Origin of the sequence: Actinomadura sp. WMMB 499, assembly GCF_008824145.1 — a bacterium.
Classification (GTDB): domain Bacteria; phylum Actinomycetota; class Actinomycetes; order Streptosporangiales; family Streptosporangiaceae; genus Spirillospora.
In genome coordinates this window covers 5933575-5951032 of record NZ_CP044407.1, presented here as the reverse complement: position 1 = coordinate 5951032, position 17458 = coordinate 5933575, and the positions used below count along the sequence as shown (strand labels likewise).

Genomic DNA, 17458 nt, shown 5'->3' with positions numbered 1-17458 from the left:
TCAGATGCTGAGCTTCGTACTGCGCAGGACCGCGGCGGGGGTCGTGCTCCTGTTCGTCATCTCCGTCCTGTCCTACCTGCTCCTGTCGATCCCCGACAACGACGTGGGCCGCCAGCTCCTGGGCAACCGTGCCGCGCAGGATCTCGTGGACGCCAAGAACGCCGAACTGGGCCTCGACCGTCCCGTCCTCGCCCAGTACGCCGACTGGCTCGCGCACGCACTGCGCGGCGACTTCGGCACGTCCTGGTTCACCGGCGAGGACGTCGTGCAGTCCATCTCCACGCGGCTGCCGGTCACGCTGAGCCTGATGGCCGGGGTGACGCTGGTCAGCGCCGTCCTGTCGCTGCTGCTCGGCGTGTGGGCCGGGGTGCGGCGCGGGCCGGTCGACCGGTTCGTCCAGATCCTCGGCGTGGTCGGGTACGCGCTGCCCGGCTTCCTCGTCACCCTCGTGATCGTCGTGGTGTTCGCGGTGCGGCTCGGCTGGTTCCCGGCCGTCGGCTACATCGGGTTCGGCGAGTCGCCGTCCGGCTGGCTGTCCACGATCACGCTGCCGATCGCGTCGCTGTCGGTCGCGGCCGTCGCGGGCGTCTCCCAGCAGGTGCGCGGCGCCGTCATCGACGTGCTCCGCCAGGACTACGTCCGGACGCTGCGCGCCCGCGGGCTGCCGCCCGGCCGGATCCTGTTCCGGCACGTGCTGCGCAACGCGGCGGCGCCGCCGCTGACGGTCCTCGGCCTGCAGTTCGTCGGGATGCTCGGCGGCGCGGTGCTGGTCGAGCAGATCTTCGGGCTGCCCGGCATCGGCAGCATGACCGTCACCTACACCACCCGCGGCGACATCCCGATGATCATGGCGATCGTGCTGGTCACGGTGGTCGGCGTCATCGCGGTGAACCTGCTGGTGGACGTCCTGATCGGCTGGCTCAACCCGAAGGCGAGGGCGTCGTGAGCGAAACCGTAGTGCGCGAGGCGCCGGAACCGGCCGTCCGGCGGTCCGGTGCGGCGCGCAGGCTGCTGCGCAACCCGCTCGGGCTGATCCCGGCCGTGCTGCTCGCCGCGATCGTCGTCGCGGTGCTGCTCGCGCCCGTGCTCAGCCCGCAGGACCCGAACGCCGCCGACCTCGCCGACTCGTTCGGCGGCGCCACCGCCGGGCATCCCCTCGGCTTCGACTCCGCCGGCCGCGACCTGCTGTCCCGGCTGCTGCACGGCGGCCGGTTCACCCTCGGCGGCGCGCTCATCGCCCTGGCGGTCGCGCTCGCGCTCGGCGTCCCGTCCGGGCTGCTCGCCGGGTACCGGGGCGGCCCGTTCGACACCGCCGCGAGCTGGACCGTCGACCTCGTCATGGCGCTGCCCGCGATGGTCGTGCTGCTGGCCTCCCGCGCGATCCTCGGCAACACGGTGTGGGTGCTGATGGTCGTCCTCGGCGTGCTCGTCGCGCCGAGCTTCTTCCGGCTGGTGCGCGGCATCGTCGCGGGCGTCCGCGGCGAGCTGTACGTGGACGCGGCGAAGGTGTCGGGCCTCACCGACCTGCGGATCATCGCGCGGCACGTGCTCATCGTCGTCCGCGCGCCGATCATCATCCAGATCGCGCTCGTCGCCGGGCTCGCGATCGGGCTGCAGGCCGGGCTGGAGTTCCTCGGCATCGGCAGCGGCGACACCCCGACCTGGGGCGCGATGCTGAACGAGGCGTTCCAGAACATGCAGCAGGCGCCCACCATGATCGTGTGGCCGGGCCTCGCGCTCGGGCTGACCAGCGCGTCCCTCGTGCTGCTCGCGAGCGCGCTGCGCGACGCGCTGGAGGACCGGAGCGACGCCCGCGCCGCCCGTCCGGCCCGCGCCGCCCGTCCGGCCCGCCGCGCCCCGGCGCCCGCGGTGCCCGCCGACGCCGCCGGCCGCGCGGACCTGCTGTCCGTCCGCGGGCTCGCCGTCTCCTACGGGACGAACGAGGTCGTGCACGGCATCGACCTGGACGTCCGGGCCGGCGAGATCGTCGGGCTCGTCGGCGAGTCGGGGTCGGGCAAGTCGCAGACGGCGTTCTCGGTCCTCGGCATCCTGCCCGAGGGCGGCCGCGTCAGCGGCGGCAGCGTCACCGTGCGCGGGCGCGAGATCGTCGGGCTGCCGGAGCGGGAGCACCGCGCGCTGCGCGGCGGCGTCGTCGCGTACGTCCCGCAGGAACCGATGAGCAACCTCGACCCGTCCTTCACGATCGGCGCCCAGCTCGTCGAGCCGATGCGGTACAAGCTGGGGATCTCGAAGGGCGAGGCCCGCGGCCGCGCGCTCGACCTGCTGCGGCAGGTCGAGATCGCGGACCCCGAGCGGACGTTCCGCGCGTACCCGCACGAGATCTCGGGCGGGATGGCGCAGCGCGTCCTGATCGCGGGCGCGATGTCCTGCGACCCGGAGTTGCTCATCGCGGACGAGCCGACGACCGCCCTCGACGTGCTGGTGCAGGCGGAGATCCTCGGGCTGCTCCGCCGCCTGCAGGCAGAGCGGGACCTCGGCGTCCTGCTCGTCACCCACAACCTCGGCGTCGTCGCCGACCTGTGCGACCGCGTCAACGTGATGCACGACGGCCGCATCGTCGAATCGGGCCCGGCCGGGCGGGTGCTGGGCGAGCCCACCGAACCGTACACGCGCCGCCTGCTCGGGGCCGTCCTGGACGACGTCCCGGCCCGCGAACCGTGGCGCCCCGCGCGGAAGGAACGGACGTGAACGACACCGACGCCAAGGACACCGACATGCGGGACGGGGCCCTGCTCACCGTCCGGGACCTGCGGGTCTCCTTCCCCGGCAAGGGCCTGCGGGCGCCGCGCACCGAGGTGCTGAAGGGCGTCTCGCTGGACGTGCGGCCCGGCGAGACGCTCGGGCTGGTCGGCGGCTCGGGCTCCGGCAAGACGACGATCGGGCGCGCGATCCTCGGGCTCGCCCCCGTCGAGTCCGGCACGATCACGTTCGCGGGCGAGCGCATGGACGGCGCCTCGAAGAAGCGGCGGCGGCGGCTCAGCCGGGACGTCCAGGTCGTCTTCCAGGACCCGTACACCTCGCTGAACCCGTCCCTGGCCATCGGCGACACCCTCGCCGAGCCCCTCCTCGCCCAGGGCACCGGCCGCCGCGACGCGCGCCGCCGCGTCGCCGACCTGCTGGAACGCGTGCACCTGCCGTCCGACGCCGCCGCCCGGCTGCCCCGCGAGTTCTCCGGCGGCCAGCGGCAGCGCGTCGCGATCGCCCGCGCCCTCGCGATCGGCCCGAAGCTGATCGTGTGCGACGAGCCCGTCTCCGCGCTCGACCTGACGACGCAGCGCACCGTCCTCGACCTCCTCCTGGAGATCCAGGACCGGACGGGCGTCGCGTACCTGTTCGTCTCGCACGACCTCGCCGTCGTCCGGTTCATGAGCCACCGGGTCGCGGTGCTGCACCGGGGCGAGATCGTCGAGACGGGCGACGCGGCGCAGGTCACGGGCGACCCGCGGCACCCGTACACGCGGAACCTGCTGCTCGCCGCGCCCGTCGCGGACGTCGCCGCGCAGCGCGCCCGCCGCGCGGAGTTCGAGCGCGCCGCGGACTGAGCCGCCCGCCGGTCCGGCTACCCGCCGGTCCGGCTACCCGCCGAAGACCGCCGTGGAGCGGTAGTGGTCGTGCCAGCCGAGCGCCTCCCACCACGCGGGGTGGGAGGCCAGGCGGGCGCGGTAGCCGTCCCACTCCGTGCGGGCGGGCGTCCACGCCTTCTCGGCGATGCCCGGCAGCTTCGGCAGCAGCAGGAACGCGAGGTCGTCGAACCCCTCGACCGTCTCGCACCAGATCGCCGCCTCGACGCCCGCGAGGTCCGCGCCGTCCGGGATCTCGGTGAGCGTGCCGGGCGTCCAGTCGAACAGCTCGCGGCAGGTGCGCGGCGGGTACGACTCGTGCCCGACCTCCGTGCGCCGCGCGGTCTGCGCCGCGTCCCGCGAGTCCTCGGCGTACCGGCGGTCGAGGTACATGACGCTGCTGGCCGAGGCCAGCACCGGCGTTCCGGCGGCGACGGCGGCCGGGACGTCGCGCGCCGACTCGGCGAACGCCGCCGCCATCGCGTCGACCAGCGCGTGGTACTCGGCCGGGATCCGCTCGCGGGCCGCGTCGGCGTCGAACTCGTCCCCCGCGCCCACCCACTCCTGCACGACGTCCGCCGGAGTCAGCGCGCCCGAACGGGCCGCCTCCTGCCACGCGACGACCCGCTTGCCCGTCGCCCGCCCGATCTCCAGCGCGCGCGCCACGAACTCCCGGTACAGCTCGTCCGGCATGCCGAACGCCTCGTCGCCGCCGACGTGCACGAACGGCCCCGGCGTGAGCGCCGCCACCGCGCCCAGGACGTCCTCGACGAACCCGAACGTCGCGTCCCCGCGCGGATGCAGGTACGCGAGCAGCTTGTGCACCGGCTCGTCCGGTCCCTGCAGCTCGGGGTAGGCGCGGACGGCCGCCAGCACGTGCCCCGGCATGTCGAGTTCGGGCACGACGGTGAGGAAGCGGGCCGCCGCGTACGCGACGATCTCGCGGTAGTCGTCCGCCGTGTAGTACGGGCGGACGCCGTCGTCCGCGTTCGTCGCCCGCCCCGGCCAGGTCCGCGGGTCGGTCAGCCGGGGCCACGCGCCGATCTCCAGCCGCCACGCCTGGCTGTCGCTGAGATGCAGGTGCAGGACGTTGAACTTGTAGAGGGCCAGCAGGTCGACGACCTTCTTCACCTGGTCGACGGTGAAGAACCGCCGCACCACGTCGAGCGACAGCCCCCGCCACGCGTACGCGGGCCCGTCCGCGATCCGCACCCGGGGCACGGCGAACCCGTCCGCGTCCACCTGGAGGAGCTGCGCGAACGTCACCGCGCCCCGGAACAGCCCCTCGGCGTCCCCGGCGGTGACGGTGGCCCTGCCGTCACCGTCCACGACCAGCTCGTACCCCTCCCGTCCCCCGAAGGGCGTCGGCCCACCGGCCGGGGTCGAGTCGGCCGGGGCGAGGCTCGGGGCGGTCGAACCGGCCGCACCGGAGAGATCCGCGGCAGCCGGAGCGGCCGCGGCATCCGGGCCGGTCGGGGTGGTGGGGATATCGGCGGCCGGTGGGTGGAAGGCGGCGGTGCGGGGGTCGGTGCCTTGCGGGGGGTGGATCGCGGCGGGGCCGGACGGGGTGCCCAAGGCGAGGCGGAGGTCGCCGTCGGGGCCGTCGGGGCCGGCGGTGACGGTGGTCTCGGCGGCGTGGAGGCGGGCGAGGAGGTCGGCGACCGTCTCGCCGAGGGGGCGCAGGGACTCGGACGGGACGGCGATGCGGAGCCGGCGTCCGAGGGGTGCGGCGGGGCCGTCGAGGGGCGTCAGGTGTTGCGGGAGCGGGATCGGTGCCGGCACTGCCCCTCCAGGGTTCGTCATGACGTGTCCCGATTTTCTACCACATGGTAAGTAACGGGATTCCGGGAGGTCCGTGTCGACCGTGGTCCGTCCCCGCGCGTCGCCACGACCCGCCGCGGGCGGGTCAGCGGGCGGGCGGGTCAGCGGGCGGGCGGGTCAGCGGGCGGGCGGGTCAGCGGGCGGGCGGGTCAGCGGGCGGGCGGGTCGAGGAGGACGCCGGGGTTGAGGACGCCCGCCGGGTCGAGCGCCGCCTTCGCCGCGCGGAGGGCGGCGGCGAAGGGCTCGGGACGCTGCCGGTCGTACCAGGGCCGGTGGTCGCGGCCGACGGCGTGGTGGTGGGTGATCGTGCCGCCGCGGGCCGCGACGGCGTCCGAGACCGCCGCCTTGATCTCGTCCCACTGCTCGGCCGTCCGCCCCCACGTGCCGGAGGCGTAGATCCCGAAGTAGGGCGCCGGGCCGTCCGGGTAGACGTGGGTGAACCGGCAGGTCACGACGCCGGTCTCGCCGAGGGAGGCGAGCGCCTCCGCGGCGGCGGTGCGGACGGCGTCGCGGAGGGCGTCGAAGCGGTCCCAGGTGCAGGCGGTCTCGAAGGTCTCCACGATCATCGACCGGGCGGCCAGCGCGTCCCGCTGGTAGGGCATCCGCAGGAACGCCGAGCGCCACGTCTCCGCCGCGCCGCCCGCGCCCGCCCCGCGCGTGACGCCGTCCGGGACCCGGCCGCCGTGGTCGCGGCAGATCTCCACCGCCCGCTCCAGCGGCGCGTCCACCGGATGGTCGGCCGACTCGAACCCCAGGACGAGGACGCCGCCGGGCGCGGACGAGCCCGCGTTGATGAGCGCCTCGGCCGGATCGAGCAGCCGGCAGTTCGCCGGGAAGAGCCCGGACTGGGCGATCACGCGGGTCGCGGTGACGGCCGCGGCGTGGTCGTCGAACTCGACCGCCGCGCCCGCCCGCCACCGGGGGCGCTCGCGCAGCCGCAGCCACGCCTCGGTGATGACACCGAGCGCCCCCTCGGAGCCGAGGAACAACCGGTCCGGCGACGGGCCCGCGCCCGACCCCGGCAGCCGGAGCGATTCGCCGACGCCGGACGGGCTGACGACCCGCATCGACTCCACCATGTCGTCGATGTGGGTGTAGACCGTCGCGAAGTGGCCGCCCGCGCGGGTCGCCAGCCAGCCGCCGAGCGTGGAGAACTCGAACGACTGCGGGAAGTGCCGCAGCGTCAGCCCGTCCCGGCGCAACTCCCCTTCCAGCGCCGGGCCGAGGATCCCGGCCTGGACGCGCGCCGCGCGGCTCACGGGGTCGACCTCGAGCACCCGGCCGAGCCCGGTGAGGTCGAGCGCGGCGACACCGGGGTAGCCGTCCAGGTCCCGGGGCTCGACCCCGCCGACCACCGAGGTGCCGCCGCCGAACGGGATGACCGCGACGCCGGCGCCGGTGGCCCAGTCGAGGACGTCCACGACGTCCTGCTCGGTGCGCGGGCGCACGACCAGGTCGACCGCGCGGTCGAGGCGTCCGAGCAGGCACCGGACGACGTCGCGGAACGCCTGCCCGTGGCTGTGCGCCGCCCGGTCGCGCGGGGCGTCCGACGCCAGGTGTTCGAGCGTCCGCGGCGCCCGCACCCGCGGCCGGGGGATGCGCAGGTCGGCGATCGCGGGCGGTTCGTGCGGGGTCAGGTCGGCGTCCGGCAGCAGCGCCGCGACCCGGCCGGTGAGCGCCTCGGCCTCCCGGCCCGTCACCGCGTCGGCCACGTTCCCCCAGCCCCACCACGACCGCTCCGCCATCGCGCGTCCTCCTCGCTCCCGTCGCGTCGCCGGACACGCTGCCGTGACGCGGGCGGCGGATCAAGGGCCGGACGCCCGCGGCGCGCGCGGCACCGGGAACGAGCGTGCCGCGCGGCCGTCGAAGGCCCCGGAATCCGGGCGCGTGGCGGGCCATGCGGTGGGACTTCGGCCTTCCGGCGTTCGGGGGCGCCGCCCCTGCCTCGCCGGTCCCGAGCCGGGGCGTCCCCGAGTCGATCGTGGTTCAAAACTTCGTCATATCCCTTGCGACCGGCCAATATGTCGGTTTGCCTGGGCGTTTGTATGTCTGAGGAGGAGTGATGCGACGAAGAGTCGCACTCGTCACCGGGGCGGCCGGAGGGATCGGCGGCGCCCTGGTGGACGAGCTGTCGAGCCGCGGGTGGACGACCGCGGGGATCGACCTCCGCCGGGCACCGGGCGCGGACCTGCCGATCGAGGCGGACGTGTCCGATCCCGCGCAGGTGTGCGCGGCGGCCGGGCGGATCGAGCGGGAGCTGGGGCCGGTCGAGGCCGCGGTGTGCGCGGCCGGGCACCACGCGATCGTCCCGGCGTCCGACGTGGACTGGGACGACTGGCGGCGGATGCTGCGGGTCCACCTCGGGGGCGTCGTGAACGTGTGCCGGGCCGTCACGCCCGACATGGTGAACCGGGGCCGCGGGGCCGTGGTCGCGGTCTCGGCGTCGTCGGCGGTCGGCGGCGCGGACGCCCAGGCGCACTACGCGGCGGCGAAGGGCGCGGTGCTCGGCCTCGTCCGGTCGCTGGCCGCCGAGGTCGCGCCGTTCGGCGTCCGGGTGAACGCGGTCGCGCCCGGGCCGACCGACACGCCGCTGGTACCGGACGACTCCATGCTGCGGCGGCCCGCGCACCTGCAGTCGGTGCCCGCCGCGCGGCTGACGTCGCCGCGGGAGGTCGCGCTCGCCGCGGCGCACCTGATCGAGACCGCGACGGCCAGCACCGGCGAGGTGCTGTCGCCGAACGCCGGGGCGGTGATCTGATGGCCCTCGCACTCGTCACGGGGGCGGGCGGCGAGTACGGCACCGCGATCGCGCGGATGCTCGCGGCGGGCGGCCACCGGGTCGCGGTGAACGACCTCCCGGACGTCGACCTGCGCGGCCTCGCGGCGGAGATCGGCGGGATCGCCGCGCCGGGCGACGTCACCCGCCCGGACGGCGTGCACGCGATGCTCGGACGGCTGGAGCGGACGGCCGGCGAGCACGTCGGGATCCTGGTCGCCGCGGCCGCGCACCGCACGACCGCGCCGCTGCCCAAGCACGACCTGGACGACTGGTGGCACGTCGTCGACACCGCGCTCGGCGGGGCGTTCGCCTGCGCGCAGGCCGTCCTGCCGGGGATGGCCGAGCACGGCGGCGGCCGGATCGTGCTGCTGGCGTCGGAGGCGGGCATGGCCGGCCGCGCGGACGCCACCGCGCTCTCGGCGGCCCACGCGGGCGTGATAGCGCTGGCGAAGTCGCTGGGCCGGGAGCTGGCGGCGTTCGGCATCGCGGTGAACGCGGTCGCGCCGGCCGCGCCGGGCGAGCCGACGCCGCTGGGGAGCGCCGCGACCGCCGGGGAGGTCGCCGCGTCGGTGGCGTTCCTCGCCGACCCGCGGCTCCCGACGATGGTCGGCCAGACGCTGAACCTGACCGGCGGCCGCACCCGCACCCGCGCGTAACCCGGGACGGCGCCGGCGGCCGCGTTCCGAACACCGACAAGCAGCGAACCTCGCATCGGCGTCATTTCGCCGCAGCACACGGAATTGCCTCTGGACCGTGCGAATTCGGCTTCCTAAGCTCGGGATGTCCATGACCGCGACCGGGAGCGACCATGATTCCGGACATCCTGTCGCCCGAATTCGCCGCCGATCCGTACGCCGGTTACCGCGCCTTGCGGGAGGAGGCGCCGCTGTTCTGGCACGAGGCCACGCAGAGCTTCCTCGTCTCCCGGTACACCGACGTCGAGCTCGCCTTCCGCGACCCGGTGTTCACCACCGCGAATTACGACTGGCAGCTCGAACCGGTCCACGGACGGACGATCCTGCAGCTCAGCGGGCGCGAGCACGCCGTCCGCCGGGGGCTGGTGGCGCCCGCGTTCCGCGGCACCGAACTGCGCGAGACGTTCCTGCCGGTGATCGAACGGAACGCGCGCGACCTCATCGACGAATTCCGGACGGCCGGAACGGTCGAACTGGTCGAGCAGTTCAGCACGCATTTCCCGATCAACGTCATCGTCGACATGCTCGGCCTCGACCGGTCCGACCACGCGCGGTTCCAGCGCTGGTACACCTCGATCATCGCGTTCCTCGGCAACCTCGCGCAGGACCCGGAGGTCGCCGAGGCGGGGCTGCGGACGCGCGCCGAACTCGCCGAGTACATGCTGCCGATCATCGCGCGGCGCCGCGCCGAGCCCGGCGACGACCTGCTGTCCCGGCTGTGCCTCGCGGAGATCGACGGCACGCGGATGAGCGACGAGGACGTCAAGGCGTTCGTCAGCCTGCTGCTCGCGGCGGGCGGGGAGACGACCGACAAGGCGATCTCCGCGCTGTTCGCGAACCTGCTGTCGCACCCCCACCAGCTCGCGGCCGTCCGGGACGACCGGAGCCTGCTCCCCCGCGCGTTCGCCGAGACGCTCCGCTACAGCCCGCCCGTCCACATGATCATGCGGCAGCCCGCGTCGGACGTGCGGCTGAGCGGCGGGACGATCCCGGCGGGCAGCACCGTGACCTGCCTGATCGGGGCCGCGAACCGCGACCCCGACCGCTACGACCGGCCCGACCGGTTCGACATCTTCCGGGACGACCTGTCCACCACGAACGCGTTCTCCGCGGCCGCCGACCACCTGGCGTTCGCCCTCGGGCGGCACTTCTGCGTCGGGGCGCTGCTCGCGAAGACGGAGGTGGAGGTCGGCGCGAACCTGCTGCTGGACGCGATGCCGGACCTGCGGCCCGCGACCGGGTTCGCGCCCGCCGAGACGGGCCTGTTCACGCGCGGCCCGGCGGCGGTGCGGATGGACTTCACGCCCGTCCCCTGACCGGCGGCCCGGCGCCGCCGGTCGGGTCGAACACGACGGGCAGGTCGTGCAGGCCCCGCATCCAGAACGAGGGCCGCCACTCCAGCTCGTCCGCGGGGGCGGCCAGGGCGACGTCGGGCAGCCGGTCGAGCAGCACCTCGATCGCGGTCCGCGCCATCATCAGCGCGAGGCGCGGGGCCGGGTACGGGCAGCCGTGCTCGCCGTGCCCGAAGGACGTGTAGGCGCGGGTGGCCGCGTCCCGGCGGCCGCCCGCCGGGCGCGCCTGCGGGTCGAGGTTGGCGGCGGCCAGCCCCAGGACCATCAGGTCGCCCGCGCCGACGCGCTGCCCGCCGAGGTCGCAGCCCCGCACGGCCCAGCGGCCGATGAAGTTCTGCGTCGGCGTGTCGTCCCACAGCACCCGCCGGAGCGCCTCGTCGACGCTGAGCCGCCCGCCCTGCACGGACGCGTTGAGCCGGTCGTCCTCCAGGATCAGCCGCAGCGCGTTCGCGATCCAGTTCCCGGTGGGCTGCTGCGCGGCGGCCAGCACCACCAGCAGGTCGATGGTGATCTCCTCGGGGGTGAGCCCCGCCGCGTGCCCCAGCAGGACGGACGGGACGTCCTGCGCGGGGCGGCGGCCGCGCGACTCGACGAGCGCGCGCATCCGCGCGTGGATCCGCTCGTGCGCGCGGGCCGCCCGGTCGCCGGTGTCGAGCGACTCGGCGACGTCCCGGACCAGCGCGGGGATCTCGTCCCCGGTCAGCCCGAACAGCCGGGCGATGATCCGCAGCGGGACGCGGTGCGAGTACTGCTCGACGAGGTCGGTGCGCCCGTCCCCGGCGAACTCGGTGACGAGCGCGTCGCACTCGCGGGCGCACAGCCCGGCGAGGACGGGCGGGTCGACGGCGCCGAGCGCGTCCCCGATCGCCCCGGCGCGGCGGCGGTGCGCGTCGCCCTCGGCGAACATCACCGACGGGGTCCAGCCGACGTAGGGCATCAGCGGCCAGTCGTCGGGCACGAGGTGCCAGGCGTTCCAGCGGCGGCAGTCGCGGGCGAACCGGCCGTCGTCCGCCGTGACCCGGTGCAGCTCGCGGTACCCGATGACGAACCAGGCGGGGACGTCGCCGTCCAGCAGGACCGGGACGACCGGGCCGTGCTCGCGGTGCAGCCACCGGTAGAACTCCGCCGGGTCGGCGCCCGCGTCGGCGCCGGTCACCCGCACGACCGCCTTGCGGGCGAGCAGGTCGGCGCCCTCCGGCGGCCCCGGCGCGGGCGCGGCGGCCGCCCCGATCGTTTCGGTTGTTCTGGTCGTTCCGGTTGTCCTGGTCGTTTCGGTTGTCTCGGTCATGTCGCCTTCTCCCGGAGATGGGTCAGGTACCGGACGAGCGCGATCAGCACCGCCTTGGACGAGTCGCGGGTGCGGGCGTCGCACTCGATCAGCGGGACGCGCTCGTCCAGGCAGAGCGCGGCGCGGACGCGGTCGAGCGGCGGCCGCGCGCCCGGGAACCGGTTGACGGCCACGACGAACGGCATCGCCCGCGCCTCCAGCCGGTCGATGCAGTGGAACGAGTCGGACAGCCGGCGCGTGTCGACGAGCGCGACCGCGCCGAGGCTGCCGGTGAACAGCCGGTCCCACAGGAACCAGAACCGCTCCTGGCCGGGCGCGCCGAACAGGTACAGCACGCGCCGCTCGTCGAGCGAGATCCGGCCGAAGTCGAACGCGACCGTGGTGGCGCGTTTCGCGCGGACGCCGGTGAGGTCGTCGATCCCCTCCCCGGCCTCCGTCATGACCTCTTCGGTGCTCAGCGGCCGGATCTCGCTGACCGAGCCGACCAGGGTGGTCTTGCCGGCCCCGAAACCTCCCACGATCACGATCTTCAGGGCGTCCCGGGCGGTGCGCCGCAGCGGCGCCTCGACGGGCGGGGGATCAAAGGTGTTCGAGTCCAACGAGGACCTGCTTCAGCGTTTCGAGGTCGGCCGGGCGCGCGGGGGCGGCGGCCGCGGACGGGTCGCGGACGGTGATCCGTCCGGTGTCGCGCATGTCGCGCAGCAGGATCCGCGCGACGTGCACGGGCATCTCGAGGCGGGCCGCCACCTCGACCAGCGCGACCGGGTGGCCGCGGCACAGCCGCAGCACCGCGACCTGCTCGGCGGGCAGGCCGCCGCCCGGATCGTCCTCGGCGACGATCAGCGCGACGACGTCGAGGACGTCCGGCGGCGCGTCCCGCCGGGTCCGGCGCCGCCGCGCGGGGGCGGGGGCGGTGCCGGACGGGCCGTGCGCGGGCGGGTCGTCGCCCGTCCGGTCGCGGCCCCGGGCGACCGCGAACAGCCGGTCGGGGTCGTCGCCGTCGGCGGGGTGCGTGCTCATGTCCGGGCGTCGTGCTCGGGACGGCGCGGCGCGGCGTACAGCTCGCCGCGGATCTGCCGGGCCAGCTCCTCCATCCGGCGGCCGGCGAGCCCGACGTCGGTGTTCGGCTCGGTCACCACGGCCAGGTGGGCGCCCTGCCCGGCGGGAATGATCAGCAGGACGCCGCCGTGGAACTCGACCATCGACCGGCCGGGGGCGGCGCCGCCGCCGTCGCCGAACTCGGCGGACGCGCTCAGCGACAGGCTCTGCACCCCGGACGCCAGCGCCGCGAGCTGGTCGGCCCGGTCGTCGCCGAGCTCGTCGGTGTGGCTGATCCGCAGGCCGTCCCTGGACAGCACGAGGACGTGCCGGACGCCGCGGACCTTGTCCTTGAGCGCGTCCAGGAGCCGGACGAGGCCGCGCGTTTCGGGTGTCAACGTTCCCCTCCATCGGGCTCGCCGGGCTTGCCGGGCTGGTCGGTGTCGTCGGCCTCCCCGCCGCCCGGCGGCCCCATGAAGGCGGCGAACGCCTCCCCCTCGTCCTCCTTCTCGGGCTCCGGCGGCCGCATGCCCATCAGCGCCCATTCCGCCGGGCCGATGGTGGCGCCGCGGCGGCGCTTGGGCAGCTCCATGCCCTCCCACACCACGACCTCCTCCGGCTCGGCCGGTTCGCCCGGTTCGTTCTCGGTCGGGCATGACGGCCCGCCGAACGGCTCGCGCGGCGCGGGCGCGGGGACGGCCGCCGCGCCGCCGCTCCGGACGCGCACGCGTTCCCGCGCCCGCTCCCTCTCGCGTTCCCGCGCCCGCTCCTTCTCGCGTTCCCGCGCCAGGACCGTCCGGCCGTCCGGGATCGGCGGCATGCCCGCGAGCCCGGCGGTGCGGCGGTCGCTCGGCACCTCCTCGTCCTCGGTGCCGGGCGCGCCGTCGTCCGACCACGGCCACCGCTCCACCGGCCGGGTGACGATCGCGGCCGGGACGAACAGCACCGCCGCCACGCCGCCGCGCGAGGACGGCCGGAAGCTGACCTTCAGCCCGTGCTTGGCGGCGAGCATGCCCACGACCGCGAGCCCGACGGCCTCGCCCGTCCAGGCCGTCCGGTCGTCGGGGCGGGCGACCAGGTACTCGGCGTGCGCCAGTTCGGTGTGCCGCATGCCCATGCCCGCGTCCTCGACCGTGATGACGACGCCGGAGATCTCCTTCTCGACGTACACGTGCACGGGGGTGTCGTCCAGGGAGAACATCAGCGCGTTGTCGATCAGCTCGGCGAGCGCCTGGATGACGCCCTCGGCGTGCGGGCCGCAGACGGCGCGGTCGTGGTCGGTGATGTAGCGGACGCGCCGGAAGTCGTCGCAGCGGCCCATGGCGCTGCGGACGATCCGCTCCATCGGGATCGGCTTCTGCCAGCGCCGCCCCGACCGGCCGTCGCACATCGTCGCGACGCTGTCGGCGAGGCGTCCCAGCTGGGAGACCTGGTGGTCCAGGTCCATGATCTCCCAGAAAACGTCGGTCTCGTCGTAGCGGAACTCCATCTCGTACAGCCGCCGGAGCACGCGCCGGACCGCGGCCTGCATGCGGGCGGCGGTGAGCGCGCAGTTCGCCGTGACGCCCCACTGCCAGCGCCGCTGGTGCGCGATCGCGAGGCCCGTCTCGTGGGCGAGCCGCCGGAACGTCTCGGTGGCGGGACGGTCGAGGTCGTCCAGGATCTCGTGGACGAAGTCGATCCGCTCCGGCATCCGGGTGCGCAGCTCCGGCAGGACGGTGCCGGTCAGCCAGGCGGCGTCCGCGCGCAGCGCGGCCGTCTCCTCCCGCGCGCGGTCGGCGTCCGCGCGGACGGCGGCGACGCCCTCGACGACGACGCGCAGCAGGCGGGCGAGCACGGGGTCGGGGGTCTCGGGCAGGTCGGCGAGGACGGACTCGGGCGCGGCGCAGTCGCGGAGCCCGCCGACGAGCAGCGGCAGCGGCCCGTCCACCAGCTCGCGCAGCCGCCGCGCCAGCCGCTCGTCCTCCTCCTCGGCCACGGCGAGGTGGGCGTCGAGGCGGCGGGCGAGCGCGGCGAAGTAGACGGCGAGCGCGGCGGCGACGCACAGCGCCAGGATCAGCCCGCCGCCGCCCGCGGCGACCAGCGCGCGGTCGGCCGGGGCGGCGGCCAGGACGGCCGCGAGCCAGGCGGCGCCGCCGACGATGACCGCGACGAGCCAGAATCGGAGCGCGCGTTCGAGAGCGGCGCGTTCAATGCGGGAACGGTCTGCGTCAAATGTCATCCATCATGTCCTTTTCGAGGCGGCTGATGGGACCGGACCGATGCGGAACCGCAGGGAGCGGCCCTCGCTGCGAGGTGGCCACCATGATGCAGGAGAATGGTCCCCGTGGAGGTCCGGTCGGGAAAATCAGCCGGAAGAACTCTTGACAGAATTCCTTTTGGCGACATTTGTCCGACATATACGACAGCACCATTTACTGGCCTCGACGCACGAGTCGAGCCCGGCTCGCCGCCTCGCGCCGGCACGCAGATGTCACAGGCGCGCCGCCGGACGCGTCGTTCGTGCGACGTCCGGGAACCCCCGGGCGACCGCACGACGGCGGAGGTTCCGATGAGCAACGAGATCACCGTGATCGGCGGCGGCCTGGCCGGGCTCGTCGCGGCGATCGCGTGCGCGGAGGGCGGCGCGTCCGTCACCCTGCACGAGGCGCACCGCACCCTCGGCGGCCGGGGCCGCGCGACGCCCGCGCCCTACGTCGCGCACGAGGGCGCGCACGTCTTCTACGCCGACGGCCCGCACTGGTCGTGGCTCACCGAACGCGGGCTCGCCGGCCCCCTCGGCACGTACAACACCCGGATGATGACGCACACGTTCTTCCGCGCGGACGGCCGGCTGCGCCGCGTCCCGCCCGCCGGGTTCCTGCGGATGGCGGGGCGGACGCCCTTGCTGCGGGCGCCCGTGGACCGCGACTTCCGCTCGTGGGCGTCCGCCCGGTTCGGCGAGCGCACCGCCGAGCGGGCCGCGAGCGCGATCTCGGTCGTCACCTACGACGCCGACACCGGACGGCTGTCGGCCGCGTTCGTCTGGGAGCTGATCGGCCGCGTGTTCGCGCCGAAGCGGCCCGCCGTCCGCTGGCCGATCGGCGGCTGGCAGGCGGTCCTGGACCGGCTCGCCGCGCGGGCCGCCGGACTCGGCGTCCGCGTCGAACTCGGGTCCCGCGTCACCGCGCCGCCGGACACGCCCACGATCGTCGCGACGGAACTGGCGTCCGCCCGCGCGCTGCTCGGCGACGCGTCCCTGACCTGGGAGAGCGGCCACTACGCGATGCTGGACCTCGCCGTCCGCGACGACCGCCGGGACGCGTTCATCGTGTTCGACCTGGACGAGGGCGGCTTCCACGAGTCGTACTCGATGCAGGACCCGAGCACCGTCCCGGCCGGTGAGACGCTCTTCCAGATCGGCATGCCCGTGCGGGAGGGCGAGGGCGGGGCCGGGGCCCGGCGCCGCCTCGACGCGCTCGCCGACGCCGCCGTCCCCGGCCGCGGCGACCGGACGACCTGGTCGCGCACCGCGACCGCGCGGGGCCGGACGGGCGCGCTCGACCTGCCGGGCCGGACGTGGCGCGACCGTCCGGCGATCGACCGCGGGGACGGCGTGTTCCTCGCGGGCGACATGGTCGCGGCGCCCGGCATGCGCGGCGAGATCTCCATCAACAGCGCCCTGCGCGCCGCGTCCGGCGCGCTCCGCGCCGCGATCCCGTCGCACCGCGCCGGGAGCTGACCGCGCGCCGCGCGGACCGGCGCGGATGGCGGCGGCCCCGCCGGTCACCGGTGAGGCGCGGTGAACGGCTGGGCCGCGCCGGGGTGAACGACGGGTGATTTCACCGATGTGGAGGCGGCGTCCGCCTGCGGAGAATGATCGCGTCCGGGAGCCGTTCGGGCTCCTCCCCCCCGGAACAGGAGCGTCATCGACGTGAAGGCAACCAGACGTGCGGTGCAGATGCTCGCGAGCGCCGCACTCGCCGCCGGCCTCTGCGCCGTCCCCCACACCGCCCTCGCACAGGAGAACCCCTACGAGCGCGGCCCCGACCCCACCGAGTCGAGCATCGAGGCGCCGCTCGGCTCCTACGACGTCGGCGAGGACAGCGTCTCCGGCCTCTTCGTCAGCGGCTTCGGCGGAGGCACGGTCTACTACCCCGAGGACACGGACGAGACGTTCGGCGCCGTCGCGATCGCGCCCGGGTTCACCGCCGGCCAGAGCAGCATGTCCTGGTACGGGCCGCGGCTCGCCTCCCGCGGCTTCGTCGTCATGACGATCGACACCAACAGCCGCTTCGACCAGCCCGCCAGCCGCGGCGACCAGCTCCTCGCCGCCCTCGACTACATGGTCGAGGACAGCGACGCGGCCGACCTCATCGACCCGAACCGGCTCGCCGTGATGGGCCACTCGATGGGCGGCGGCGGCACGCTCGAGGCGTCCGTCGACCGTCCCTCGCTGAAGGCCGCGATCCCGCTGACCGGCTGGAACCTGCGCAAGAACTGGTCCCAGAGCCAGGTGCCGACCCTCGTCGTCGGCGCCGAGAACGACACGGTCGCGTCGGTGGGCTCGCACTCCGAGCCGTTCTACGAGAGCCTCCCGCCGGAGAAGGCGTACGTGGAGCTCGCGGGCGCCTCGCACTTCGCACCCAACACCTCGAACACCGACATCGCGAAGTACAGCATCGCGTGGCTCAAGCGCTACGTCGACAACGACACCCGCTACACGCAGTTCATCTGCCCCGGCCCCGACACCGGCTGGTTCTCGGACATCTCCGAGTACCGCAGCACCTGCCCGATGTAACCCGCTCCCCCTCCCGACCTCATCTCAGGGGCCGCCCGCCACCTCGCGCGGGCGGCCCCGCCTTGTGCGTCGCAGGGTGCGTTGCCTCGTGCGTCACAGGCTGCGTTGCAGGATGCGTCACGGG

15 protein-coding genes are annotated in these 17458 nt (G+C 75.0%); 8 read left to right on the top strand and 7 right to left on the bottom strand.

The features are described 5' to 3' along the window. Nucleotides 1-4 precede the first annotated feature (4 nt). From F7P10_RS26765 to F7P10_RS26755, 3 genes are read left to right on the top strand one after another with little or no spacing between them, the layout of a single operon-like run. The gene (locus F7P10_RS26765; protein WP_151013309.1) at nt 5-946 is read left to right on the top strand and encodes an ABC transporter permease; all 942 of its coding nucleotides are present in this window, start codon (nt 5-7) and stop codon (nt 944-946) included. Further along, nucleotides 943-2709 (top strand): dipeptide/oligopeptide/nickel ABC transporter permease/ATP-binding protein, encoded by a 1767-nt coding sequence (locus F7P10_RS26760; protein ID WP_254716035.1) that lies wholly within the window; start codon nt 943-945, stop codon nt 2707-2709. Before F7P10_RS26765 ends, F7P10_RS26760 begins: the two co-directional genes overlap by 4 nt. Then, the gene (locus tag F7P10_RS26755; protein ID WP_254716034.1) at nt 2706-3563 is read left to right on the top strand and encodes an ATP-binding cassette domain-containing protein; all 858 of its coding nucleotides are present in this window, start codon (nt 2706-2708) and stop codon (nt 3561-3563) included. The genes F7P10_RS26760 and F7P10_RS26755 overlap by 4 nt, the downstream gene beginning before the upstream one ends. Before the next feature lie 33 nt (nt 3564-3596). On the opposite strand, the gene F7P10_RS26750 is transcribed toward F7P10_RS26755, so the two are convergent. Together F7P10_RS26750 and F7P10_RS26745 are read right to left on the bottom strand one after the other, a co-directional pair. After that, the gene (locus F7P10_RS26750; protein ID WP_176611671.1) at nt 3597-5363 is read right to left on the bottom strand and encodes a family 20 glycosylhydrolase; all 1767 of its coding nucleotides are present in this window, start codon (nt 5361-5363) and stop codon (nt 3597-3599) included. Between the two features lie 188 nt (nt 5364-5551). Then, on the bottom strand, nt 5552-7147 hold the full coding sequence (locus F7P10_RS26745; protein ID WP_151013305.1) for an FAD-binding oxidoreductase: 1596 nt from the start codon (nt 7145-7147) through the stop codon (nt 5552-5554). A gap of 317 nt (nt 7148-7464) precedes the next feature. Between F7P10_RS26745 and F7P10_RS26740 the strand changes: the two genes are divergently transcribed. From F7P10_RS26740 to F7P10_RS26730, 3 genes are all read left to right on the top strand, one after another. Then, the gene (locus F7P10_RS26740; protein ID WP_151013303.1) at nt 7465-8160 is read left to right on the top strand and encodes an SDR family NAD(P)-dependent oxidoreductase; all 696 of its coding nucleotides are present in this window, start codon (nt 7465-7467) and stop codon (nt 8158-8160) included. Next, complete coding sequence (locus F7P10_RS26735) at nt 8160-8837, top strand: SDR family NAD(P)-dependent oxidoreductase (RefSeq protein WP_151013301.1); 678 nt, start codon at nt 8160-8162, stop codon at nt 8835-8837. Before F7P10_RS26740 ends, F7P10_RS26735 begins: the two co-directional genes overlap by 1 nt. A gap of 152 nt (nt 8838-8989) precedes the next feature. After that, a complete protein-coding gene (locus tag F7P10_RS26730) occupies nt 8990-10192 on the top strand; it encodes a cytochrome P450 (protein ID WP_151013299.1) in 1203 nt (400 codons plus the stop codon). Here the strand turns inward: F7P10_RS26730 and F7P10_RS26725 are convergent. Genes F7P10_RS26725 through F7P10_RS44670 form a run of 5 tightly spaced genes read right to left on the bottom strand, consistent with a single transcriptional unit; the run spans nt 10176 to nt 14775 of the window. Next, complete coding sequence (locus F7P10_RS26725; RefSeq protein ID WP_151013297.1) at nt 10176-11516, bottom strand: cytochrome P450; 1341 nt, start codon at nt 11514-11516, stop codon at nt 10176-10178. The two genes, F7P10_RS26730 and F7P10_RS26725, sit on opposite strands and share 17 nt — an antisense overlap. Beyond that, nucleotides 11513-12115 (bottom strand): ATP/GTP-binding protein, encoded by a 603-nt coding sequence (locus F7P10_RS26720; protein WP_151013295.1) that lies wholly within the window; start codon nt 12113-12115, stop codon nt 11513-11515. The genes F7P10_RS26725 and F7P10_RS26720 overlap by 4 nt, the downstream gene beginning before the upstream one ends. Then, nucleotides 12096-12536 carry a DUF742 domain-containing protein gene (locus F7P10_RS26715; RefSeq protein ID WP_151013293.1) on the bottom strand — a complete coding sequence of 147 codons (441 nt, stop codon included), beginning with the start codon at nt 12534-12536 and terminating at the stop codon, nt 12096-12098. The genes F7P10_RS26720 and F7P10_RS26715 overlap by 20 nt, the downstream gene beginning before the upstream one ends. After that, the gene (locus tag F7P10_RS26710; protein WP_254716033.1) at nt 12533-12952 is read right to left on the bottom strand and encodes a roadblock/LC7 domain-containing protein; all 420 of its coding nucleotides are present in this window, start codon (nt 12950-12952) and stop codon (nt 12533-12535) included. Before F7P10_RS26710 ends, F7P10_RS26715 begins: the two co-directional genes overlap by 4 nt. Further along, nucleotides 12949-14775 carry an ATP-binding protein gene (locus F7P10_RS44670; RefSeq protein WP_151013290.1) on the bottom strand — a complete coding sequence of 609 codons (1827 nt, stop codon included), beginning with the start codon at nt 14773-14775 and terminating at the stop codon, nt 12949-12951. The genes F7P10_RS26710 and F7P10_RS44670 overlap by 4 nt, the downstream gene beginning before the upstream one ends. A 330-nt stretch (nt 14776-15105) precedes the next feature. On the opposite strand from F7P10_RS44670, the gene F7P10_RS26700 reads away from it, so the two are divergent. Both F7P10_RS26700 and F7P10_RS26695 read left to right on the top strand, forming a co-directional pair. Then, nucleotides 15106-16275, top strand: coding sequence for an FAD-dependent oxidoreductase (locus tag F7P10_RS26700; protein WP_151013288.1), 1170 nt, complete (start codon nt 15106-15108; stop codon nt 16273-16275). Nucleotides 16276-16494: 219 nt separating this feature from the next. Beyond that, a complete protein-coding gene (locus tag F7P10_RS26695; protein ID WP_151018307.1) occupies nt 16495-17334 on the top strand; it encodes an alpha/beta hydrolase in 840 nt (279 codons plus the stop codon). Nucleotides 17335-17458: the final 124 nt, after the last annotated feature.

Excerpts from the sequence above, each read along its gene's own strand:
- F7P10_RS26730 (WP_151013299.1), top strand. The coding sequence starts at position 8,990 with ATGATTCCGGACATCCTGTCGCCCGAATTCGCCGCCGATCCGTACGCC.
- F7P10_RS26695 (WP_151018307.1), top strand. The coding sequence starts at position 16,495 with ATGCTCGCGAGCGCCGCACTCGCCGCCGGCCTCTGCGCCGTCCCCCAC.
- F7P10_RS26725 (WP_151013297.1), bottom strand. The coding sequence starts at position 11,516 with ATGACCGAGACAACCGAAACGACCAGGACAACCGGAACGACCAGAACA.
- F7P10_RS26700 (WP_151013288.1), top strand. The coding sequence starts at position 15,106 with ATGAGCAACGAGATCACCGTGATCGGCGGCGGCCTGGCCGGGCTCGTC.
- F7P10_RS26740 (WP_151013303.1), top strand. The coding sequence starts at position 7,465 with ATGCGACGAAGAGTCGCACTCGTCACCGGGGCGGCCGGAGGGATCGGC.
- F7P10_RS26715 (WP_151013293.1), bottom strand. The coding sequence starts at position 12,536 with ATGAGCACGCACCCCGCCGACGGCGACGACCCCGACCGGCTGTTCGCG.
- F7P10_RS26765 (WP_151013309.1), top strand. The coding sequence starts at position 5 with ATGCTGAGCTTCGTACTGCGCAGGACCGCGGCGGGGGTCGTGCTCCTG.
- F7P10_RS44670 (WP_151013290.1), bottom strand. The coding sequence starts at position 14,775 with ATGACATTTGACGCAGACCGTTCCCGCATTGAACGCGCCGCTCTCGAA.
- F7P10_RS26745 (WP_151013305.1), bottom strand. The coding sequence starts at position 7,147 with ATGGCGGAGCGGTCGTGGTGGGGCTGGGGGAACGTGGCCGACGCGGTG.
- F7P10_RS26735 (WP_151013301.1), top strand. The coding sequence starts at position 8,160 with ATGGCCCTCGCACTCGTCACGGGGGCGGGCGGCGAGTACGGCACCGCG.